This window comes from uncultured Porphyromonas sp. (assembly GCF_947254915.1).
Taxonomy (GTDB): Bacteria; Bacteroidota; Bacteroidia; order Bacteroidales; family Porphyromonadaceae; genus Porphyromonas.
This window is the reverse complement of record NZ_CAMYEZ010000003.1, coordinates 25148-48995: the sequence shown is the minus strand read 5'-3', so window position 1 is coordinate 48995 and position 23848 is coordinate 25148. Positions and strand designations below refer to the sequence as shown.

Genomic DNA, 23848 nt, shown 5'->3' with positions numbered 1-23848 from the left:
CAACTACGCCCCGCGTGGACTTTCACCACAGATGTATGACATGCCCGTCATACAAAAGGACCGCTCTCGTAGGAAATCCCTGCGAGAGCGGTCCTTTAGTTATGTTGACTCTTTATTGAGTCCGCCTACTGCTTCTTGTCAAGCAGGTTGCGAATCTCCGTCAGTAGCTTGACCTCGTCAGAGGGCTCGGGAGCAGGCGCTGCGGGCTCCTCGTGCTTTCTCCTCAGACTATTGATCGCACGGATCATGATGAAGATGACTAGTGCGATGATAAAGAAGTCAACAACGTTCTGTATGAAGAGACCATAGTTGAGCGTAGTCGCTGAGACGATCTCCTCGCCAAACTCATTGAGCTCAGCAGGCTTGATCTCATAGGCTAGCTCAGAGAAGTTGATACCTCCCGTAAAGAGCCCAATGATAGGCATCAAGATGTCATCAACGAGTGAGGAGACAATCTTGCCAAAGGCTCCTCCGATGATGATACCGACAGCCATATCCATGACGTTGCCCCGGAGGACAAACTCTTTGAATTCTTTCTTGAAGCTTGCCATAAGTTGCTTATTTAGTTAGTTGATCAATTGTCTCAGTCGGGCAGGCGCAGAAAGCTGGGATCAGGTTACGATCGCCAAATCCGTTGTCTATACGAGAGACATTGACCCAAAACTTATTGTCCTCAAGATAGGGTAATGCGAAGGCGGCTTGCTTGCGTGTGTAAGCGTGATGCCACTCATCGGCACAGACCTCGTACTGGGGGTGAGGAGCGTTCTTGATCACATTGTCCTCTGCATCAGCCTTGCCAGAGGCGATATCCTGAGCCTCTTGGTAGATCTGATTCATCACAGCGACAAAGCGATCAAGCTCAGCCTTGCTCTCGCTCTCGGTCGGCTCAATCATAAGCGTACCGTGAACGGGGAAAGAGACCGTCGGAGCGTGATAGCCGAAGTCCATCAGACGCTTAGAGATGTCTCCCTCGTCAACACCGGCCTGAGCCTTGACACCTCGACAGTCGAGGATCATCTCGTGCCCGACGAAGCCACGGTCGCCCGTGTAGACAACACCGTAGTTGTCTTGGAAACGTGCCTTCAGATAGTTGGCATTGAGGATCGCCATAGCGGTCGCTTGACGTAGACCTTCGAAGCCTAGTAAGCGAATGTAAGCGTAGGTAATCACAATCACACCAGCACTACCGTAGGGGGCTGCTGAGACTTGATTCGTACCGTCAGACCAGCGCTCCACATGCTTAGGTAGATGGGGTACTAAGTGCTCTGCTACGCAGATCGGACCGACTCCAGGTCCACCACCACCGTGGGGGATGGCAAAGCTCTTGTGCAGGTTCAGGTGGCAGACGTCAGCTCCCATATAGCCTGGATTGGTCCAGCCGACCTGTGCATTCAGGTTGGCACCGTCCATGTAGACCTGTCCGCCGATCTCGTGGATGCGGTCAATGATGGTGCGGATGTTGCTCTCGAAGATACCGTGCGTACTTGGGTAGGTGATCATAATGGCTGCGATACGATCCTTGTACTGCTCGGTGAGCTCCATAAAGTGATCCATATCAATGTCCCCATTGTCGGCCGTGCGAATGGTGATCGTGTCAAAACCTGCCTGTACAGCACTCGCAGGGTTGGTACCGTGTGCAGAAGCGGGTAGGATGATGAGGTCACGAGCGCCCTGACCCGTAGCCTGTAGGTAGCTACGTATGACACGCAGACCCGTGTACTCACCCGCAGCACCTGAGTTTGGCTGGAGCGAAGCACCCTTCATACCAGTGATCTCGCAGAGGAGAGCGGACAGATTGCGTATCATCTCTAGGTAGCCCTCGACTTGGTCGTCGGGAGCGTAGGGGTGGATATAGGCAAACTGTGGATTGCTCAGCTGAGCCACCTCCGAAGCCGCATTGAGCTTCATGGTGCAAGAGCCTAGCGAAATCATTGACTGAGCGAGCGAAATGTCCTTACGGTCTAGTCGCTTGATGTAGCGCATCAGCTCGGTCTCGGAGTGATACTTCTGGAAGGTCTCATACTGTAGGAAGTCACTCTGGCGAGCGAACTTCTTATCAAAGTAAACCTTCGTGTCGTCTACCTCAACGCCCTCGATGTCTCCCTCTTTGCCCTGAAGCTGCGAGAAGATGTAGAGGAGGACAGCTAGGTCGCTCTCGAGCGTGGTCTCGTCAATGCTGATACCGATGTGACGACCATCCTCGTAGTAGCGCAGGTTAACCTGACAGTCGAGGGCTATCTCACGGAGCTTCTCGGCTGAAAGCCCCTCGGGTAGCTCAATGTATAGGGTATCGAAGAAGTTATCGTTGAGCTGCTTGTAGCCCATCGCTACGAGTTGCTCGGCTAGATAGCCCGCATAAGCGTGGATACGGTGAGCGATGTCACGTAGTCCCTCGGGACCGTGGTAGACAGCGTAGAAGCTACTCATCGTAGCCAGCAGAGCTTGTGCCGTACAGATGTTGCTGGTGGCACGCTCCCGCTTGATGTGTTGCTCGCGCGTCTGGAGAGCCAGGCGGTAAGCGGGATGACCGTAGGTATCTTTGGAAATGCCGATGATACGTCCAGGGATGGTGCGCTTGAAGTCCATCGTCGAGGCAAGATAGCCTGCACTAGGTCCGCCGAAGTACATCGGGATACCGAAGCGCTGAGCCGATCCGAAGACGATGTCTGCGCCCCACTCGCCTGGAGGCGTGAGGAGTACGAGACTCATCAGGTCAGCCGCCACGGCAACACGTGTGCCTGCAGCCTTGGCACGCTCCATAAAGTCGTGGTAGCAGTGGATGCGTCCCTTTTCGTCGGGGTACTGGATGATAGCTCCGAAGACTTTGTCCGTAAAGTCAAAGGTCTCGTAGTCGCCTACGACGATCTCCATGCCCTGCTGGGGAACGCGTGTCTGGATGACCGCCTGTGTAGAGGCATAGACACGCTTGTCGATGAAGAGCTGATTGGCGTCCGCCTTCTTTTGCTCTCGTGAACGCTCGTTGTAGAGCATAAGAGCCGCCTCGGCACCTGCGGTAGCTTCGTCAAGTAGCGAGCAGTTCGTCAGAGGGAGTCCCGTCAGGTCGGTGATGACCGTCTGGAAGTTAAAGAGCGCCTCAAGACGACCCTGCGATACCTCAGCCTGGTAAGGTGTGTAGCTGGTGTACCAAACGGGGTTCTCTAGGACATTGCGAATGATAGGCTGTGGGGTTACCGTGTCGTACCAGCCCATACCGATGTATGAGGTGAAGATACGGTTGCGAGACCCTAGCTCGAAGAGATGCTCGCTAAGCTCACGCTCGGTCATAGGTTCGGGTAGGTCAAGTGGCTTCTCGAGGAAGATTCCCTCGGGGTAGACCTTGTGCATCAGCGCATCGATGCTGTCTACGCCGACGACCTTGAGCATCTCAGGCAGGTCAGCCTGGGAAATGCCTACGTGACGATAGGCAAAGTTTCTTGTATCCATCTAGTTTAGTTGATATAAGGGTTATTACATTTTTCGTTGTGTATGGTAGTGTGCGGTCCATGCCCAGGGTAGACGATGGTGTCATCGGGTAGGGGGCGCAGTTGAGTCTTGATGCTATGCAGGAGCGTCTGGTAGTCGCCTCCGGGTAGGTCGCTACGACCGATGTCGCCTCTAAAGAGGACGTCGCCCGTGAAGACGATATGCTCGCTCGGTAGGTAGTAGGCGACGTGTCCTGCAGTGTGTCCTGGCACGAAGAGATCGTAGATAGCCACCTCACCCAGTCGTAGCGGTTGGTCGCTCGGCAGTGGACGTATCTGAGACAGGTCGAAGGCCTCCTCTGGCACCTCAAAGCCCCAAGCACGCATCTGCGCTTCGGGAGATACCGCCTGCGCTAGCTCGACAGGGTGCGCATAAGCTTTTGCCTCGGGGAAAGCACGGAGCGCCCAGGGTAAGCCCCATAGGTGGTCAAAGTGTAGGTGCGTGAAGAGTAGCAAGTCCACGCTCAGTCCCCACTGCTTGATGCGCTGTGCGAGACGCTCCTGCTCGCTCACGGTGGCACATCCGCAGTCGATGATGGCCGCATGACCGTCGCTTGTCGAGAGGAGGTAAGTGTTTTCCTGTATGATGTTACATACGAATGTAGATACTTCGCAGTTCATAGGTTTTTGTCTGTTAGTTAGTTCGTTTGTCCTGGTTAGGGACATAGACGATCCATTTGTCCTGATAGTAGTCGGGGTAGTCCGCCAGTGTAGAGATAGCTGTGAGCTGTGCAGTCACGCCCGCCTGCGCTATCTCATCGCTGAGGTCGCCACCCTTGAGACAGTAGATGCCAGAGCGGGGAGCTCTGGAGCCCTGGAGCATATGCAGTGTATATTTATAGAGTAGCTCTAGAGGCATCGCCGCACGAGACACGACGTAGTCGCAGCGCAGATTGCAACTCTCGACACGCATGTGATGCGTAGAGACATTCGTTAGACCTATCTCGTCAGCGATAGACTGAGCGACATGGAGCTTCTTGGCAATGCTATCTATTAGCAGGAATTGGTATTGAGGAAATAGGATAGCTAGCGGGATGCTGGGGAAGCCTCCGCCACAGCCCACATCGGCGATGGTGAAGCTGGTCGGCTCGTCAGGCAGGAGCCAGGTGAGTGCCAGCGAGTGCATCACGTGGTGCAGATAGAGATTGTCAATGTCTCGTCGGGAGATGACGTTGATGCGTGCGTTCCACTCTCTGTAGAGCGGATAGAGAGCGGTCAACTGCTGAGTGGCAGTTGGTGAGAGCGCAGGAAACTGCCTCAGGAGCCTATCCAATTGCTCCGTGGGGGTAGTACTTGGTGTGATGGGCATCTCTAGGGCGCACAGTTAATTGCTGGAAAGGGGTACATCGTATCCTCCCACAAATGTACGAAAAAAGAGCACACCCCACAGTCTCCTGCAGGAGTGACTCATTATAATCCTGTACGCTAGCACGCCACTTGACGACAAGCAGGGATCTATAGCAAGAGCCTTGCCACGTAGCGTATAGACTCCCGCTATAGTTACTTATATGTCTCCGTCGATTTCAATCTCTCCCGAGGAAATCCCCAATAGCTCACGAGGAAACGAAAATCCTCCACGGAGATACGAAATAAAACTTCGGAAGAATGAAATGAAACTTCCGAAGAATGAAATAAAAGTTCGGAAGAACGAGATGAAACTTCGGAAGAATTTGCCCATTTCCTCCGATGAATTTGGCAATTTCCTCGGAAGAATTAGATAGCGACTTGAGCGGTTTGCGACATTGAGCTGTGCTGTCAAATTGTTTTTTTCCTTACCTTTGGAGCTAGATTATCTGTTATGAGCTTGTAACTGACCTCTAGCTACTCAACTGAGGCTGCTGATTGAGCTCCTGACACTGAGACTGAATCTATGAATCGCACTTTACTTCACAACCTCCAGATATCGCTCCTAATCTGCGCACTATGCGCATTAGGACTCACCTCATGCAACGATGCCTACTCTCCTCTCGGAGGGAGTCTGCGACCCGAGCGAGACTTCGTGACGGCACGTGGCGACTCACTCACCTTCCGTACAGAGACGGTACCTCTAGACTCTATATATAGTCGTAGCGCTATCTCATTACTAGGACAGATATCGGATCCAGTCTTTGGTGACTTTGAGGCATCCTTTATCAATCGCCTGCAGTGTGCCCCTGGCTTCACTTTCACCCGTAAGCCTGTCAAAGACCGCATTGACTCGGTTCATATCATACTATCCTACTTCAGCGCTGTCGGTGACACGACCACGTGGGGCAAGGCGCAGGTCTATGAAGTCACCAAGCCTCTGCCCAAGAGTCGTTACTCCGTAGATGACTTGATGCCATATACGCAAGGAGCTAAGCTACTCGGCGAACTGACTTACCGCCCCTCCGACACGACAGGGACCAAAGAGCTTACGATACGTGTGCCGAATGATCTAGGAGAGCGCTTCCTCAAAGCCTCTCGTGAGCACCCAGATTGGTTGGCATCGCAAGATGCCTTTGAGTCCAATCTACTCCGTGGACTCTACGTCACCTCAACAACGGGCACGGGGCATATTATCTCTGTCTACTCAACGGCTCTCCGCATCTTCTACACCTATGAAACTACGCAAAAGTCATCCAAGGGTGTGGACTCGACAGTCTACAAACCTGCGTGGGAGGTCTTTACCAACAATAAGAGTCTCTACGCCTTGAACAGTCTCAAGCACAGCCACCTGGAGAAGCTCCTCAAGAAGCCATCCCCTGACGGCAAGACCTACATCAAGTCTCCTGCAGGTGTGGTGACCAAGCTCACCTGTAGCAAGGATGAGCTCAGCCGACTGCTCCACGAGTATGAGAAGATGAGCAAGGATAAAAAGGACTTCGGCTGGGTAATCAACGAGGGCAAGCTACAGGTCACCGTGGATGCCCCCAAGGCTGACACCCACTTCAACCCGCCCCCACAGCTACTTCTGATCCCACTGGACAAGGTAGCACACTTCTTCGCAAGGAGTATCACCGACCCCTTGGTCGCCTCCACTTCGCTTGTCTCCGGACGCTACAGTGTCCTAGAGCGTAACTATACATTTAGCAATATCAGTCACCTCATCGAGGGACATATGCGGAGCAATATGGAGACCGATGCTGCGGGCAACCATCGTGTGACTAAGGACTTAGAGCTACTTCTGATCCCTGTGGCTACGGAGCTAGCATCAACGCCCAACTCGCCTGGTCAGACGGTTGCTATCACCAACCTACTCTACCCATCAGCCGTACAGCTCAGATGGGGTGTCCAAGGATTCAAGCTGGGTGTCATCGGAACGGGCTTTTACAATAGACGATAGTGACTATAGATATGACTAAAGAAAAGGAACAGATCAAGCTCAAACTAATCGCGATGAACTTCCTCCAGTTCTTCGTCTGGGGGGCATGGCTCATCTCGATGGGACGCTATATGGGCAATGTGATGCAGTACGACGGACAGGAGGTCGGAGGACTCTTTGCCACGGCAGGCTTTGCAGCTATCATCACGCCTGCACTGACGGGAATCATCGCTGACCGATGGGTCGGCGCTGAGCGTCTGCTCTCCTTCTGCCACCTACTGACGGGTGCCTGCCTGATCGCTGTCGGCTTTTTACCTGTGGGAACGCCCTTTGCAACCACTTGGCTAGTTATATTTGGGGTCAATCTCTTCTTTATGCCTACCCTATCGCTCTCTAATACGGTCGCATATCATGCGCTCGGTACAGTGCAGGCTGACATCGTCAAGGACTTTCCACCGATACGCGTCTGGGGTACCATCGGCTTCATCGTAGCGATGTGGCTGGTCAACCTATTTAAGTGGATGGACAGCCCGATGCAGTTCAACCTCGGAGCCTTTGCCTCCATCGCCCTAGCCATCTACGCCTGGACACTACCAGCAGTACCGCACGGAGTCAAGAAGACCCAAGAGGGTCGTCGCTCTCTCCTATCCATCCTAGGACTGGATGCTCTGGTGCTCTTTAAAAACAGGCAGATGGCAGTCTTCTTTACCTTCTGCGTACTCCTCGGAGCTGCACTACAGGTGACCAATGCCTATGGCAATATGTACCTTGATCACTTCAAGGGGGTCGCTGAGTATGCCGACAGCTTTGCGGTCAAGTATCCTAACATCTTACTGTCGCTCTCCCAGATCTCGGAGACGCTCTTCATCCTAGCGATCCCATTCTTCTTAAAGCGCTTTGGTATCAAGGGCGTGATGGCGATGAGCTTCGCTGCGTGGTTCCTACGCTTCGGACTCTTTGGCATAGGTGATCCTGGGATGCCAGGTATCATCGCACTCGTTCTCTCAATGGTAGTCTACGGGATGGCGTTTGACTTCTTCAACATCTCAGGCTCCATGTTCGTCGATCAGTCCGTCTCGCCCTCTATGCGTGCCAGTGCTCAGGGGCTCTTCCTCTTGATGACCAATGGTCTAGGCGTCGTCATCGGTTCGCTAGGTGCGGGCTGGGTTGTGGAGCACTTCACCATAGCTAAGGTGACCGACTGGACGACTGTCTGGTACATCTTCGCAGGCTATGCGCTCGTGACGGGAGTCCTCTTCTGGCTACTCTTTCATCCCAAGCAGCTCTCGAAGGCTCAGTCCGCATAAGTGTGCGGGGAGGAGCTAAGCACCATCTGAGTCCGCTAAGCTATGGCTAAACCGATCAGCAACGCGCTCAGTGTCATGGGCGAGTACACACTCCTCATGGCCCAGGTCTTCAGACGACCGAAGAAGTGGGGCATCTTCTTCAAGCAACTGATCCGTGAGATCGCTAAGTATGGCCTTGACTCCATATGGATCGTGGTGATCATCAGCTTTTTCATTGGCACCGTCATTACGATCCAACTGTCGATCAATATGAACTCGCCACTCATCCCGCACTTTACCATAGGGTATGCCAGTCGCGAGATTATGTTTCTCGAGTTCTCCTCCTCTATTATGTGTCTCATCCTTGCGGGCAAGGTCGGCTCCAGCATCGCCTCCGAGCTAGCCACCATGCGTGTGACGGAGCAGATCGATGCTATGGAGATTATGGGAGTCAACTCGGCCAACTTCCTCATCCTCCCCAAGATCCTCGGGCTTATGCTCTTCATTCCAGTGCTCAGCGTCATCAGTATGTCTACGGGGCTGGTAGGCGGATACTTGGCAACTTACTTCATTCCCTCTATCACTCCGTCGGACTTTGAGATGGGACTACAGACCTTCTTCGTGACTCGCAACATCTTTTACTCCATTATCAAGGCGCTCGTCTACGCCTTCATCATCTCGTCAGGCGCTAGTTACTTCGGCTATACGGTCAAGGGAGGAGCCCTCGGCGTAGGGCGCGCCAGCACCAACGCAGTAGTGTCGAGCTGCGTGCTGATCCTCCTCGCCGATGTCGTACTCACCAGTCTATTATTTATATAGATATGACAGAGGGCAAAGGGACTAAGATCATAGAGGTCAGGGAGCTCTGCAAAGAGTTTGACGGAAAGGTGGTGCTAAACCAGATCAACGCCACCTTTAAGCCAGGAAGCATCAGTTGCATCATCGGACGCAGTGGCGCTGGCAAGACCGTTATGCTCAAGTGCCTCATAGGTCTCATACAGCCCACCTCGGGCGAGATACTCTTTGACGGGCACAGCATGACGCTATTGTCTAAGGAGCAGCTCAAACAACTAAGGCAAGTGACGGGTGTGCTCTTTCAGGGGTCGGCACTCTTCGATAGTATGACCGTTCTAGAGAATGTTCTCTTCCCGCTCCAGCTCTTCTCCAAGCTTTCGCCACGAGAGCGCAGAGTGCATGCGATGGCACTCCTCGATCGCGTCGGACTAGAGGGTGCTCAGCGCAAGTTTCCCTCCGAGATCAGCGGGGGCATGATGAAGCGCGTCGCCATAGCTCGAGCCGTGGCGCTTAATCCGCACTACCTCTTCTGCGATGAGCCAAACTCTGGACTAGACCCCACCACCTCGGCTTCGATAGACAAGCTCCTCAAAGAGCTCACCGAGGAGTACCAGATCACGACAGTCATCAACACCCACGACATGAACTCTATCAAAACTATCGCTGATCACATCCTATATCTAGACAAAGGGCAGGTTGCGTGGCAAGGTTCGCATGAGGAACTCAGAGGTAATATTCCAGCTTCTCTCAAAAACTTTCTTTACCTTTGATACGTCCCTTCCCTTTTTTCTTTCATTGGCAAATAAGATGACACACGCTAAGCGATATATAGGTTCCCTCTTCCTCCTCACCCTCCTCCTCTCGTGGGGGTGCAAAGATCACAGCAGTGACTACTCCGCCCAAGGCATCTTTGAGGCAGACGAGATCGTCGTCTCAGCCGTCACCTCGGGCGAGTTACTTCGTCTAGATGTCTCTGAAGGGGACCAGCTAGAGGAGGGACAGGTCGTAGGCTTGATCGATACCACCTTCCTGGCGCTACAGAAAGACCTCGTCGACACACAGCAGGCGACAGTCAATGCGGCGGGACATACCAATGCGGCGACACAGGTAGCACCTCTAGAAGCTCAACTCAAAGCGCTCCACAAAGAGCGTGACCGCTACGCCCCACTCGTGGCTCGTGGCATCATGGCTCAGCGCACGCTAGACGAGATCAATGCTAAGATCTCTGCGGTCCAGGGACAAATAGCAGCCGCACGAGCTACCATCGGACAGCAAAACCGCTCTGCCACAGGGAGTGGCAATGCGCTCTCTGTACAAGAAAGTCAGGTCAACCAGATGATCTCTCGAAGCTTCATTAAGGCGCCTATCTCGGGCACGGTGCTCACCGTTTACCTTTATCAGGGCGAGCTCGCAGGACAAGGCATGCCGCTCTTTCGCCTAGCCAACCTCCAGCAAATGTACCTGCGGGCTTACGTCACAGCAGAGCAACTCCAAAAGGTGACCCTCGGTCAGCAAGTCTCCGTCTATAGCGACATGGGCGAGGAGGAGCCGCAAGCCTACACAGGAAAAGTAGTATGGATCTCCGACCGCGCTGAGTTTACCCCCAAGAACATCCAGACACCCGACGCCCGCGCCTCGCTCATCTATGCGATCAAGGTACGCGTCCCCAACGACGGCAAGCTACGCATCGGACAGTATGGACGTGTAGCGCTAGACCAGTAGACCTATGTCTGTAGAGGAGGCGACCCGACCAGCAGTATCTTGCCAGGGCGTATGCAAGAGCTTTGGCAAGACCGTTGCGCTCCAAGGCATCGACCTCAGCGTCCGTGAGGGCGAGCTACTCGGACTCATCGGTCCCGACGGAGCCGGCAAGACAACCCTCATACGCATCATCGCCACGCTCCTCAACCCAGACGCTGGTGCAGTCACCGTCCTAGGTCACGACGTCAAGCGCGACTACCGTCCACTACGCCATCAGATCGGCTACATGCCTGGTCGCTTCTCCCTCTACCAAGATCTCACCGTGCGAGAGAATCTTGAGTTCTTCGCCACCGTCTATAAGACGACCGTTGAGGAGAATTACCACCTCATCGAGGACATCTACAAGATGCTCCTCCCCTTCGAAAAGCGCCCCGCTGGCAAGCTCTCAGGCGGTATGAAGCAAAAGCTAGCGCTCTCCTGCGCACTCATTCACAAGCCTCGTCTCCTCCTCCTTGACGAACCGACCACAGGCGTAGACCCCGTCTCGCGCCGTGAGTTCTGGCAGATGCTCTCCAAGCTACGCGAGCAGGGCGAGATCACGATGATCGTCAGCACACCCTATATGGACGAGGCAGTGCTATGCGACCAAGTTGCCCTGATGAAAGATGGACAGATCCTCTCCATAGACACTCCCGACGGGCTCGTCTCGCAGATGGATCGTGCCCTCTGGTCCGCCACCGCAGAGGATATGGGCGACCTACTCCTCAAGTTGCGCAGCCTCCAGGGCGTGCTCAGCAGCTTTGCCTTCGGCGAGGCGCACCACTTCACCTTTGACGAGCAGGTAATCACCCCCGAGGAGATCCACACACGACTCCTAGAGCAGGGCGTGCGGGGGCTAGACATTCGCAAGATCCCCCCCTCCATCGAGGACTACTTCCTCATCATCTCCCAAGAGTCCTAGCCCATGCCCTCCACCGAGTATAGTATATTGGCCAATAAGCTCACCAAGCGCTTCGGCGACTTCACCGCTGTCGATGAGATCACCTTTGATGTTTTGCCAGGCGAAATCTTCGGCTTCCTCGGAGCCAATGGAGCTGGCAAAAGCACCGCCATACGTATGCTCACCGGACTCCTCAAGCCCACCTCAGGCTATGCCGAGGTGGCAGGCTATGATGTGCGCAAAGAAACCGAGCTGATCAAGCGCAGCATCGGCTATATGAGCCAGAAGTTCTCACTCTACGACTACCTCTCTGTTGAGGAGAATATCTTCCTCTACGGACGCATCTACGGTCTCTCGCGACGCATCATACAGAGCCGTATGGAGCGACTCCTCGAGGAGCTCAACTTCTACGATCAGCGCAAGCTCCGTGTGGGCAGCCTTCCCCTCGGGTGGAAGCAGAAGTTGGCCTTCTCCGTCGCTATCTTTCACCGTCCCAAGATAGTCTTCCTCGATGAGCCTACGGGAGGTGTAGACCCTGTGGCACGGCGACGCTTCTGGGAGCTTATCTACAACGCAGCTGCCGAGGGCATCACCGTCTTCGTCACCACACACTATATGGACGAGTCGGAGTACTGCGACCGCATTTCCATCATGGTAGACGGGCAAATCAAAGCGCTAGACACCCCACGAGCCTTAAAGCGACAATTTGACTGTGACTCGATGGACGAGGTCTTCTACCAGCTAGCCCGCGGTGCTAAGCGCTCTGAGTGACTTCGCTAGTCTCTCCTTTGTGACAAATTGTCGCACTTCCAGTCGTTGGCTTACCCTTTGCTAGATAGTTAGTGCAGGTCACCCTGAGAGATCAGAGGCCCTGCACAGAGTAAGTATACAAACACCTATTAAAATCAATACAACTATGACACTATCAAGAAGAGACAACAACTGGAGACCCGCACTATGGAGCGACCTCTTTGACAGCAACTGGATGGTAAGACCCAACGCTACCGCACCCGCTATCAACGTACTAGAGACGCCCGAGGAATTTCGCGTAGAGATCGCAGCTCCAGGTATGAAGCGCGAAGACTTCAACATCGAGATCAACGAGGAGCACGACCTAGTCATCACGATGGAGCGCCACAACGAGGAGGAGCAGCACGACAACGAGCAGAGTCGCTACCTACGTCGCGAGTTCTCCTACAGCAAGTTCGAGCAGACCCTCATCCTGCCAGACAATGTCGACGAGGAGCGTATCCAGGCTCGTATGGCCGACGGTGTCCTCACCCTATCGATTCCCAAGATTAGCGAAGAGGATCAGCAGAAGGCTCGTCGCACCATCGCTATTGAGTAATAGCGCCACACCGATAGACTAGAGCCTCAGACCCTAGTCTCACCATAAAAGTCTAACACACACCTAGTAGCCCCGCTTGGTCTCAGCACCGAGTGGGGCTACTTGCGTTTGGGTCGTCCTGATGTCCCAGCCAAGTGGCTCACCGCTCACCTCTAGAGACTGTTGCATAAAGGCGAATCGCTGTGTTGCTTTCGGGATTCGGCTTCGGTCACATACGGAGGTATGCTCCCTTCAGACCTCACCCTCAGCGCCTTGCGCTTCATCCTTTCTGCAAAGTCTAGACAATCTTGCAAGCAAGATTGTGAGACTGTTGACTTTTGCAACAGTCTCCTCTAGAAACCAATTCTTCGGTAGCAATTTTCCAAAAGCTCCCGAGGAAATCCCAAATTCCTCCGAAGTTTGACATAAAAGTTCGGAGGAATGAAATGAAACTTCGGAGGAATGAAATGAAACTTCGGAGAAATTTCTTTGTTGCTCGCTGGATAATCTAGAATCTCCACGAGGAAATCTTTTGATTTTCTTCGTAGTGCCTTCAAGAAGATCGTTTTTGTGATGCGTCAGTCCTAACAGAATGTGTGCTATTGGCTGATGGGTGTGTGCTATTTTGTATCTTTGCACGCAGATAACTATTGAAGAGCGTCTCTGCCCTGTGTGGTTGTCTTGCGATAGATTTCTCACTACGTAATACGCATCTAATGAAATACAAGCTCCCCAGTAAGGATGAACTTCGTGCCCGCCTTGCAGCTCTGCCAGGCCAGGCTACTGACCTACTCACTAGTCGTAAGTTTTGGTACGAATTGGTCTTGATGACTGTCGCCATGTTTATCGGCGCTATGGCGGTACACTACTTCCTCGCTCCTAGTGGTCTGATCGTTGGCTCGGTGACGGGACTGGGCATCGTGCTGGAGCGGTTGCTCCCAGTGATGTCGCTGGGGTCCTATATGTTTCTCATCAATGCGATCCTGCTACTCCTCTCATTCATCCTGATCGGCAACGAGTTTGGTGCTAAGACTTGCTACACGGCACTGATCTTAGGTCCGTTTGTAGACTTGATGGGGTGGATAGATCCAGTCAGTGGGTCCATGTTTGCTCAGTATGTGCACGGCGAGTGGGTAGCAAACCCATGGTTTGACCTGCTTTGCTTCATCTTGGTGATGAGTGCAGCGCAGGCGATTCTCTTTAGCATCAATGCTTCAACGGGAGGACTAGACATCTTGGCAAAGATTTTCAACAAGTTCCTGCATGTGCCACTAGGCGTGTCGGTAACGATCGCTGGAGGCTTGATCTGCTGCTCTGCCTTCCTGACCAGTCCTACGGGGCTCGTGATTATGGGACTCGTGGGGACGTGGCTCAATGGCTTGATCCTCGACTACTTTATGACCCGTATGAGCTCACGGACACGTGTCTACGTCATCTCCAAGGACTGGGAGCATATCCGTGACTTTGTCATTCACACGCTCAATCGTGGAGTAACCATCCACCCCGTGACGGGTGGCTACTCAGGCGAGGAGCACAAGCAGCTGGAGTGTATCTTGACGAGGGATGAGTTTGGCAAGCTACTAGACCATCTGCGTGCTGAGCGTATGGATCCCTTTATCACCTCCGACCCAGTTAGCGAGGTGTACGGGCTATGGCGCAAGAAGAGCCAGCTGGAGGAACTACCAGTCGAGACGGATACACCTGATGAGAGCACCTTTTAGTATCGCCTGATTGACCCTCTAGACTATGCCACATCTTACGAAGTCGCTCTCGGCTCTCATACTCCTACTGACACTTGCCCTCGGCTCACTTATGGCTCAGGAGCCTGTCCCCGATGCTGAGCTAGAGGCTCCGCATAATAAGAAGATAACCCTCTCGCTCGAGGCGCGCGGTGATTACCAGCGCATCTATCTAGGACATCAAGCCGATGAGGCGGGTTCAGGCTTTAAGGGAAATATAGCTAACGTCATACTCAGTGGCACCCTCTCGCCAAAATTTAGCTACCTCTACCGACAGAGACTTAGCTCGATCAATCTAGATCGAACCTTCTTTGAGTCGATCGACTTCCTCTACCTGCAGTACAACCCAATCGAGCAGCTGAGTATACGACTCGGCAAGTGGATCGTCTTCGTCGGTGGGTGGGAGTTTGAGCCTGCGCCGATAGATGTCTTCCAGCTGGGAGAGTTTTGCTACCATATGCCAGCCTATCAGTGGGGCGCTACGGTGAGCTACACCTTGCCTAATGGGCAGGACAACCTCCATATGCAGGTGATCCAGAGTCCCTACCGCAAGGACTACGAGGCGAGGAGTGGTAAGCCTGCCGATATGTACGCCTACAACTTGGTCTGGACAGCGCACCACGATTGGTTTGTGCCGATGTGGAGTGTCAACTTTATGGAGTATGCGCCTAGGCGCTTCATGAACTATATTTCGCTGGGCAACCGCTTCCAGCTGACCCCTCGCACCTTCGTGGACCTAGACCTGATGCACCGCACACCACTTGATGGAGATGGCAAAAAGCTCTTTGCCGACTACTCTATCTATGGTCAGCTAGCCTACCATCCGACCGAGCAAACGAAGCTTTACCTCAAGGGGAGCTACGATCACAATACAAGTGGCTTTCACGCAGACTACGGAGTCACCGATGGTACGCAGATAGCTTGTCTCGGTGGCGGGGTCGAGTACTCACCAATCCCCGATGTGCGCCTGCATGCACACGCTAACTACGCCTTTGGAACGAATACGAACCCGCAAGCTGTACTGCATAATCAGCGCACACAAGTCAATGTGGGTGTCACCTGGCGTATGAAAGTCCTCTAATACGTTATACTATATACTATGAGCCTTTACAGACAGCTTAGCGAGGCGATCGCCTCGACACTACATACACTCTACGATCTCACCACGACCGCTGACGAGATCACACTGACCGCCACACGACCTGAGTTTGAGGGGCATGTGACGCTCGTCGTCTTCCCCTATCTCAAGGCTTCGCACAAGTCTCCCCAAGAGACTGCCGAGACGATCGGTGCCAAGCTACAGGAGCAGACAGATCTCATAGCTTCCTATGGCGTGGTCAAGGGCTTCCTCAACCTCACGCTGACCGACTCAGCGTGGCTCGCAGCACTGCGAGAGATTGCCGAGACCCCGCACTACGGGCACATCATACCGACAGAGCAGTCGCCCCTTGTGATGATCGAGTACTCCTCACCGAACACTAATAAGCCCCTGCACCTCGGACACGTTCGCAACAACCTACTCGGCTACAGCCTCGCTCAGATACTAGAAGCGAGCGGGCATCGTGTGGTCAAGACGAATATCGTCAACGATCGTGGCGTGCACATCTGCAAGTCTATGCTGGCATGGCTACGCTGGGGCAATGGCGAGACGCCTGAATCTTCGGGCAAGAAGGGCGATCACCTCATCGGCGACTACTACGTGCGCTTTGACAAGGAGTATCGTGCCGAGCTGGCGCAGATACGTGCTGAGCATCCCGACTGGAGCGACGAAGAGGTCGAGGCTAAGTCTCAACTGATGGCCGATGCACGCCAAATGCTCCGTCAGTGGGAGCAGGGCGACCCAGAAGTACGTGCGCTATGGCGAAAGATGAATGAGTGGGTCTACAAAGGCTTTGACGAGACTTACAAGCGTATGGGTGTCTCCTTTGACAAGATCTACTACGAGAGCGACACTTACCTCGTGGGGCGCGAAGAGGTCTTGCGCGGTCTGAAGGAGGGACTCTTCGAGCAGCACGAGGATGGCTCCGTTTGGGCCGACTTTGAGGCGGAGGGTCTGGACAAGAAGATCCTCCTTCGCAGTGACGGCACCTCGGTCTACATCACCCAAGACATCGGCACTGCCAAGCTTCGCTATCAGGACTTCCCGATAGACCAGATGATCTACGTCGTGGGCAACGAGCAGGAGTACCACTTTCAGGTGCTATCGCTGCTCTTAGACCGATTGGGATATAAGTGGGGCAAGAGCTTGACACACTTTAGCTACGGCATGGTGGAGCTACCTCACGGCAAGATGAAGAGTCGCGAGGGGACGGTCGTTGATGCGGACGATCTGATGGACGCTATGCGCGACACCGCTCTAGAGGTAGCACGGACAGCCCAGCAAGCTAAGGGCGTAGCGCTAGCCGCCGAGCCGACAGCTGAGGAGCTACGCACCGCCGAGATGGTCGGACTGGGTGCGCTCAAGTACTTCATCCTCAAGGTGGACCCGAGGAAGAATATGATGTTCAACCCCGAGGAGTCTATTGACTTCAACGGCAACACGGGCCCCTTCATCCAGTACACCTATGCGCGTATCTGCTCGCTCCTGCAGAAGGCTGACGAGATGGGCTACAAGCATCAGCTCCCCGAGGGCGGTGAGCTAGCACTCTCGTCGTATGAGACGGCACTTGTCCAGCAGTTGCTCGACTATCCGACCGTCGTGCAGGAGGCTGCCGCGAGCTATTCGCCAGCCCGCATTGCCAACTATACCTATGACTTGGTCAAGGGGTATAACCAGTTCTACCACGAGTGCTCCGTACTGCGTGAGGAGGACGAGGCACTGCGTAGTATGCGCCTGCAGCTCAGCCAGACCGTTGCCAAGACGATACATAGTGCCATGGGGCTCCTCGGCATCGCACTGCCCGAGCGCATGTAGTCCGCTTTGAGGGCTTGATACACAAGGTGTATGGAGACCACTCTCTACACAGCACTACCACGAGATAGTCGCATCGCACTGCTCGCTTCGGGCGGGGTGGATAGCAGTGTGGCGATGCACCTGCTCGTCGAGGCGGGCTTTCGTCCAGACCTTTACTACATACGCATCGGCATGCAGGACGAGGAAGGCAGTTTCCTCGACTGTCCTGCCGAGGAGGACATCGAGCTGGTGACGCTCTTGGCGCGTCGCTACGATCTGCACCTAGAGATCGTTGACCTGCATCAAGTCTATTGGGATCGGGTGGTCGCCTATACGATGGATGCCGTCAGGCGGGGGCTCACGCCCAATCCCGATGTGATGTGCAATAAGTTGATCAAGTTCGGAGCTTTTGAGGAAAGGTGCGGTGCCTCGTACGACTACATAGCCACGGGCCACTACGCTACGATACGACAGACGGAGGATGGCTTGACCTTCCTCGGCACTTCTCCTGACCCTGTGAAGGATCAGACAGACTTCTTGGCGCAGATCGGCTTTCGGCAGATGGAGCGTCTTCTCTTTCCCATCGGGCATTTGCCAAAAGAGGAAGTACGTCGCATCGCCCTAGAGGCGCATCTGGTCAATGCGCAGCGCAAAGACAGTCAGGGCATCTGCTTCTTAGGACAAATAGACTACAACGACTTCATCGAGCGCTACTTAGGCACGCAGACAGGCGACATCATTGACCATGAGACGGGCGAGAAGATCGGCGAGCATCGTGGCTACTGGTTTCACACTATCGGCCAGCGCAAAGGGCTCGGGCTCTCGGGCGGCCCGTGGTATGTCGTGGCAAAGGATGTGGAGCACAATATCCTCTACGCCTCACGAGGCTACGACCCCAAGACGCAGTACGGTACAATCATCGAGACCGAGGAGATGCACTGGCTCACGACCGATCCGTGGCTCTGGACGAAGACTCCGTCAGACAGTCCGCTGGAGGTTACCTTCAAGATAAGGCACACGCCCGACTTCACCGCAGGACGCCTCGAGCATCTCCCCTCAGGCGGCTATCAGCTGGTCAGCAGCGTGCCGATACAGGGCATTGCGGCCGGGCAGTTTGCCACCATCTACGATCCTCAGCGTCAGCTCTGCTGGGGCAGCGCCCCGATCCGCTCGGGCCGCTAGGAGCTATCACCAGGGCTGATGCAGTATAACGGACGAGAGCCTCTACGAGAGAAATCGGAAAGACGGAGGAAATCGGGAAATTCATCCGTAGATATTCTGGATTATCCAGCGGGAACCGAAAAAATTCCTCCGAACTTTCATATCATTCTTCCGAAGTTTCATTTCATTCTTCCGAAGTTTTATTTCGTCCCTCGGTGGAGAATTTTCGTTTTCTCGTGAGCTATTGAGGAAATTCCACAGGAGATATCCAGACGTAGCGAAGATATGTAGCAACAATAGCACGACACAGTCAAGCTCAATCCTTATGTTCCAGAGTTGTCGTATAGCGTAGATAGTAAGGTACAACAAGATAGTGCGTCAGCCCTAGAGCTATGATACATACCGCTCAAAGCTCCAGTTTTTTTTTTTGCAACATATCACACCACAACTCGTCTCTATGTGGGTGGATAGAGCGGATTTCGGAGACTAAGTTATCAACAGTTAAGCGTCTATGTCTAGATTATTCTGTAGCTTTGACCCGTTATTTATGACTGATATGTATCATGGGTAGAATCATCTCTCTTGCTAATCAGAAGGGTGGAGTCGGCAAAACGACCACTACGATCAACCTCGCAGCCTCCTTGGCTGTACTCGAGAAGAAGGTACTCGTAGTCGATGCCGATCCACAGGCAAACGCTTCGTCGGGACTGGGAGTCAACTCCACGACCCTCAGCGAGACTATCTACGAGTGCCTCATCGGTGGGCTACCGCTCGACAAGGTGGTACGCCCCACACACGTAGACAATCTCTTCATACTCCCCTCACACATTGACCTGGTCGGAGCGGAGATAGAGATGCTCCAGCTCAAGGAGCGGGAGACCGTCATGAGAGAGATGCTCCGCCCTGTCGTGGATCAGTATGACTACATCCTCATCGACTGCTCACCCTCGCTCGGCATCATCACGGTCAATGCTTTGGTCGCTAGCCATGCGGTGATCATTCCCGTGCAGTGCGAGTACTTTGCACTGGAGGGGATCTCTAAGCTCCTCAACACGATACGTATCATCAAGAGTCGCCTCAACCCAGCGCTGGAGATCGAGGGCTTTCTCCTTACCATGTACGACAGCCGTCTGCGACTGGCTAATCAGGTGTACGAGGAGGTCAAGGAGCATTTCGGGCAGCTTGTCTTCGACACGGTCATACAGCGCAATGTTAAGTTGAGCGAGGCGCCTAGTCACGGCTTGCCCGCACTCCTCTACGATGCGGACAGCAAGGGGGCGATCAACCACCTCCAGCTAGCCGAGGAACTGATTCGTCGCACGGCTCAGCGCGCTGCGCTATAACTATACCCTACCCTACGTTCATCATGACAAACAAGAAGAAAGAGAACAAAGTAATAGGCAGAGGACTAGACGCTCTACTCGGCGATGTGAGCAACTCCTCTAGCATTAGCGAAATAGCCATCGACAAGATCGAGCCTAATCCTGACCAACCTCGTACACACTTTGACCCAGAGAGTCTCGAGGAGCTGGCCGCCTCCATACGTGCCCTCGGCATTGTGCAGCCTATCACGGTGCGGGAGCTGACCGACGGACGGCATCTCATCATATCGGGGGAGCGTCGCTGGAGAGCCTCTAAGCTAGCCAACCTGACCTCTATCCCAGCATATATCGTCAAGGCTGATGACGAGAAGGTGGTCGAGATGGCGCTGATCGAAAACATACAGCGCGAAGACCTCAACGCCATTGAGATAGCACTCACCTACAAGCGTCTCCTAGAGCACTCCGAGGGGACACAAGAGGAGCTCGCCAAGAAGGTGGGCAAGACCCGCTCCTCTATTAGCAATTACCTACGTCTCCTCCGTCTGCCCGCAGAGGTGCAGCTGGGACTGACGGAGAAGAAAATCGACATGGGTCACGCTCGTGCCATACTGAGCCTGACCGATCCAGCACAGCAACTGAAGCTTTACCAGACCACCCTCACGGAGCATCTGAGTGTGCGACAGGTAGAGGCTTTGGCCAATGAGATGCAAGAGCCGACCGAAGAGACAACGAAAGCGAGCAAGAAGAGACAGACGCTCTCCAAGCTCGCTTCCAGTGGCAATGACTACGCTCCTCTAGCTAAGCAACTGAGTAGCTTCTTCGGGACGAAGGTCTCTCTGCGTTGTAAGGAGAGTGGCAAGGGGAGCATCACGATTCCCTTTAGCTCTGAGGAGCAGCTCATAGAGATCTGCTCAATCCTGGAGAGCGGAGCTAACCATTAGTCAACTACTTAAAAAGATGTCCCGCACCGCCCTGACCCGCTCCCTACTCATCCTCGTGATGAGCTGCGCTATAGCTTGCTACAGCGGGATGGCTCTCCTTGCGACTACGCCGATAGTGCCACAAGACACGACGGCGCTAGTGACCGACACGCTGGGCACCTCCCAGCCCGACACGTTGAGGACGAAGGAGCCGAGCGAACTCCTCACTACGCCACCGACGACTGCTCCAAACTTGGCCGATAAGGGCAAAGCTTTGCAAAGTACGACAGCGATGAAAGGGGACAAGCGCCCTGAAGGAGTGCCTTTTATCAAGAAGATGACCAGGTGGTTCACGCGCTATCCCAATTCCAACGTGGCACTCCTCTGCTCCATCATCCCAGGTGGCGGACAGCTCTACAATCAGCGCTACTGGAAGATACCGATTGCGCTCTCGGCTATGACGGCGGGTCTCTACGCGGTCACGTGGAATCAGCGACTCTACAACGAGTACCACACGGCCTACGCTGACCTACTGAGCGAAAACCCGCTCGACCACACCTCTTGGCAAGCTTTTATCCCGTCTGGGGCTGATCCTAGTCAGTATGTCTCCGACGGCAATCTGCGCTCGCGTCTGGAGCGTGGCTCTAAGCAATACAAGGAGAGTAGAGACCTGAGCATCGTCCTCACGGTGGCGCTCTATCTCCTCTCAGCGCTGGACGCTTATGTAGATGCGGAGCTATACTACTTTAATGTATCCCCACAGCTCACAGTAGATATGGGCGAGGGACTACGAGACAAGCCTTCAGGGCCTAGACCTCAAAGTGTGATGGTCGGAGCCTCGGTGCGCTTTTAGACAAGACCTCTGTATGAAGATCCCCTTTCTAAGACACGCTGGTGTCAGAATCACGACCTATATAATACTCTTCTGTTGCCTGCCAGCACTGCTCGTAGCGACACCTCTGTACACCGCTCAAGACAGTGTAGACACGGAGGGTGCTGTCGAGCTGGACGCTGTCACGGCTCACAAGGAGCTACAAGAGTACCTGCCGAAGAGTCTAGACACGGACCTCGGTCTGCTCATGGAGACCTGGCGTACGGGCTATGCGACACAGAAGCGCTTTGAGGTACCGTGTGGCTCCTACAAGGCTGAAAACATTCGCTCCCTAAGCGACTCTGTGCTAATCTCCCGACTAAAGGCGCTGCCCACCGTCATCCCGATCCCCTACAATGCTATGGTCAAGGAGGGCATCGCTACTTACATCACGGATCGTCCTCAACTGATACGTGTCATCCTAGCTCTCGGGGACTACTACTTTCCCATTATGGAGGAGATCTTTGACCGTAATGGACTACCCGTAGAGCTTATCTATCTAACCGTCGTTGAGTCCGCGCTCAACCCCTTTGCCGTTTCACCAGCAGGAGCCTCCGGACTTTGGCAACTTATGCTCCCCACGGGACGCAGCTTGGGGTTGACTGTCAATAGTCTTATTGACGAACGCTTTGACGTGTACAAGAGTAGTGAAGCAGCTGCACTCTATCTCAAGCAGCTCTACGGGCTCTTTGACAATTGGCTCCTAGCTATCGCTGCGTACAACTGCGGTCCAGGCAATGTCACCAAAGCGATCCGACGCTCTGGAGGAAAGACCACCTTCTGGGATGTCTATCCCTACCTGCCTCGTGAGACGCGCAACTACATTCCCCTCTTTATTGGAGCCTACTACGCTTGCTACTATCACAATGAGCACAACATCTGTCCCCAAGCACAGTCAATGCCTTTGGCGACTGACACACTAGCCGTACAGATACCGCTCTCCTTTGCCCAAATCTCGCAGAGCACTGGCATATCCACCGAACAGATCCGCACGCTCAATCCGCAATACAAGCGAGGAGTCATACCCGCTGCTGGACCAGCACCCTATACCATACGACTTCCTCTGAAGGGCATCACACGACTAGACGAGGCGCTCATCACACTGCGTCGCGATCACAAAGAGGAGCTCAGCAAGCAGATCGCCGAGGCTCAGGAGGAGATCAAACAAGCCCCCGCTCCCACTCAAAAAAGCAAAGCCTCTCGGGCTGGGCACAAAACATATAAGGTGAGACGTGGGGACACCATATCCAAGATTGCTAAGCGACACGGCGTCTCCGCCTCTGCCATCAAGCGAGCCAACGGACTCAAAGGTCGCAACCCTCGACTCCACCCAGGTCAGCGCTTGAAGATACCCAAATAACTCTAAAGTCTAACCTCTAACTTCTAAAGTCTAATATGTTCGCCATCCAAGACCTTTACGCTCCCGAGTACAGCCACTGTTGGGGTTGCGGAGCTGTACACCCTTATGGGTTACATCTCAAGAGCTACCTCAGCGACGACCACGCCTACTGTTACTGTCATCACACGCCCAATGCTGTCTACACTGGTGGAGTCCCCGACAACCTATACGGAGGCTTCATCGCCATGCTCTTTGACTGCCACGGCACAGCCGCAGCCGCCGCTCTTTACTTAGTCGCACACGCAGAGGAGCTGACGGCAGACACCCTCCAGCGCTTCATCACCGCACACCTAGAGGTGGACTACCTCGCCCCGACACCGATGGGCACCGAGCTAGAGGTCCGCGCTTACCCCGTAGAGGTGACCGACCGCAAGGTTATCCTGTCGCTTGAGCTGCACTGTGGCGAGCGCGTCACCGCTCGTGGCAAGATGGTCGCCGTCAAGCACCGTCGCCCCGCCCCCACGGCGTAACTCCTCGCAAGAGAAGCAGGGTAGACACCTAATATAAAAGGCATTCGTCTAAGTCTCTACGGAGGAAATCAAACATTGCTCCGTAGAGATTTTTCATTTTCTACCGAGGGATGGCAAAACTCTTCGGACTTGTGATTTCATTCTTCCGAAGTTTCATTTCACTCTTCCGAAGTTTCATTTCATTCTTCCGAAGAATTTAGGATTTCCTCGGGTGCTATTTGGGAAATTCTTCCGAGGGATTGATATTTGTCGGCACGGC

The 23848-nt window shown here is 54.0% G+C and carries 21 protein-coding genes; 17 read left to right on the top strand and 4 right to left on the bottom strand.

The genetic code is table 11. From position 1 onward, the window contains the following. Positions 1-125: 125 nt before the first annotated feature. Genes mscL through rsmG form a run of 4 tightly spaced genes read right to left on the bottom strand, consistent with a single transcriptional unit; the run spans position 126 to position 4791 of the window. Positions 126-551, bottom strand: coding sequence for a large-conductance mechanosensitive channel protein MscL (mscL, locus tag Q0X57_RS00605; protein WP_297726159.1), 426 nt, complete (start codon positions 549-551; stop codon positions 126-128). Between the two features lie 7 nt (positions 552-558). Beyond that, on the bottom strand, positions 559-3444 hold the full coding sequence (gene gcvP / locus Q0X57_RS00600; RefSeq protein ID WP_297726156.1) for an aminomethyl-transferring glycine dehydrogenase: 2886 nt from the start codon (positions 3442-3444) through the stop codon (positions 559-561). Between the two features lie 5 nt (positions 3445-3449). Next, positions 3450-4103, bottom strand: coding sequence for an MBL fold metallo-hydrolase (locus tag Q0X57_RS00595; RefSeq protein WP_297726153.1), 654 nt, complete (start codon positions 4101-4103; stop codon positions 3450-3452). Positions 4104-4116: 13 nt separating this feature from the next. Then, positions 4117-4791: a 16S rRNA (guanine(527)-N(7))-methyltransferase RsmG gene (gene rsmG, locus Q0X57_RS00590; protein WP_297726150.1), complete on the bottom strand. Its 675-nt coding sequence runs from the start codon at positions 4789-4791 to the stop codon at positions 4117-4119. 561 nt (positions 4792-5352) lie between these two features. On the opposite strand from rsmG, the gene Q0X57_RS00585 reads away from it, so the two are divergent. The 17 genes from Q0X57_RS00585 to Q0X57_RS00505 all read left to right on the top strand — a co-directional run bounded on the left by Q0X57_RS00585 (position 5353) and on the right by Q0X57_RS00505 (position 23589). After that, on the top strand, positions 5353-6786 hold the full coding sequence (locus tag Q0X57_RS00585) for a DUF4270 domain-containing protein (RefSeq protein WP_297726146.1): 1434 nt from the start codon (positions 5353-5355) through the stop codon (positions 6784-6786). Positions 6787-6797: 11 nt separating this feature from the next. Further along, a complete protein-coding gene (locus tag Q0X57_RS00580) occupies positions 6798-8072 on the top strand; it encodes a nucleoside permease (RefSeq protein ID WP_297726143.1) in 1275 nt (424 codons plus the stop codon). Between the two features lie 42 nt (positions 8073-8114). After that, on the top strand, positions 8115-8870 hold the full coding sequence (locus tag Q0X57_RS00575) for an ABC transporter permease (RefSeq protein WP_297726139.1): 756 nt from the start codon (positions 8115-8117) through the stop codon (positions 8868-8870). A gap of 2 nt (positions 8871-8872) precedes the next feature. After that, positions 8873-9616: an ATP-binding cassette domain-containing protein gene (locus Q0X57_RS00570; protein ID WP_297726136.1), complete on the top strand. Its 744-nt coding sequence runs from the start codon at positions 8873-8875 to the stop codon at positions 9614-9616. 37 nt (positions 9617-9653) lie between these two features. Further along, a complete protein-coding gene (locus tag Q0X57_RS00565) occupies positions 9654-10568 on the top strand; it encodes an HlyD family efflux transporter periplasmic adaptor subunit (RefSeq protein ID WP_297726133.1) in 915 nt (304 codons plus the stop codon). A 4-nt stretch (positions 10569-10572) separates the two neighbouring features. Then, positions 10573-11508, top strand: a complete 936-nt coding sequence (locus Q0X57_RS00560) for an ABC transporter ATP-binding protein (RefSeq protein WP_297726130.1) — start codon at positions 10573-10575, stop codon at positions 11506-11508. A 3-nt stretch (positions 11509-11511) separates the two neighbouring features. Next, the gene (locus Q0X57_RS00555; protein ID WP_297726127.1) at positions 11512-12258 is read left to right on the top strand and encodes an ABC transporter ATP-binding protein; all 747 of its coding nucleotides are present in this window, start codon (positions 11512-11514) and stop codon (positions 12256-12258) included. A 145-nt stretch (positions 12259-12403) separates the two neighbouring features. Continuing rightward, positions 12404-12835 carry an Hsp20/alpha crystallin family protein gene (locus Q0X57_RS00550; RefSeq protein WP_039865826.1) on the top strand — a complete coding sequence of 144 codons (432 nt, stop codon included), beginning with the start codon at positions 12404-12406 and terminating at the stop codon, positions 12833-12835. 695 nt (positions 12836-13530) lie between these two features. Further along, positions 13531-14535, top strand: coding sequence for a YitT family protein (locus Q0X57_RS00545; RefSeq protein ID WP_297726121.1), 1005 nt, complete (start codon positions 13531-13533; stop codon positions 14533-14535). Between the two features lie 25 nt (positions 14536-14560). Then, positions 14561-15634, top strand: coding sequence for a porin (locus Q0X57_RS00540; protein WP_297726087.1), 1074 nt, complete (start codon positions 14561-14563; stop codon positions 15632-15634). Positions 15635-15652: 18 nt separating this feature from the next. Further along, on the top strand, positions 15653-17467 hold the full coding sequence (gene argS, locus Q0X57_RS00535) for an arginine--tRNA ligase (protein WP_297726085.1): 1815 nt from the start codon (positions 15653-15655) through the stop codon (positions 17465-17467). Between the two features lie 30 nt (positions 17468-17497). Further along, positions 17498-18628, top strand: a complete 1131-nt coding sequence (mnmA, locus tag Q0X57_RS00530; RefSeq protein WP_297726083.1) for a tRNA 2-thiouridine(34) synthase MnmA — start codon at positions 17498-17500, stop codon at positions 18626-18628. A 542-nt stretch (positions 18629-19170) separates the two neighbouring features. Next, positions 19171-19950, top strand: coding sequence for an AAA family ATPase (locus tag Q0X57_RS00525; protein ID WP_007365989.1), 780 nt, complete (start codon positions 19171-19173; stop codon positions 19948-19950). A gap of 23 nt (positions 19951-19973) precedes the next feature. Next, positions 19974-20870 (top strand): ParB/RepB/Spo0J family partition protein, encoded by an 897-nt coding sequence (locus tag Q0X57_RS00520; protein WP_297726078.1) that lies wholly within the window; start codon positions 19974-19976, stop codon positions 20868-20870. Between the two features lie 16 nt (positions 20871-20886). Next, on the top strand, positions 20887-21702 hold the full coding sequence (locus Q0X57_RS00515; protein ID WP_297726075.1) for a DUF5683 domain-containing protein: 816 nt from the start codon (positions 20887-20889) through the stop codon (positions 21700-21702). Positions 21703-21715: 13 nt separating this feature from the next. Then, positions 21716-23080: a lytic transglycosylase domain-containing protein gene (locus Q0X57_RS00510; RefSeq protein ID WP_297726071.1), complete on the top strand. Its 1365-nt coding sequence runs from the start codon at positions 21716-21718 to the stop codon at positions 23078-23080. A 35-nt stretch (positions 23081-23115) separates the two neighbouring features. Next, positions 23116-23589: a hotdog domain-containing protein gene (locus Q0X57_RS00505; protein WP_297726068.1), complete on the top strand. Its 474-nt coding sequence runs from the start codon at positions 23116-23118 to the stop codon at positions 23587-23589. Positions 23590-23848 lie beyond the last annotated feature (259 nt).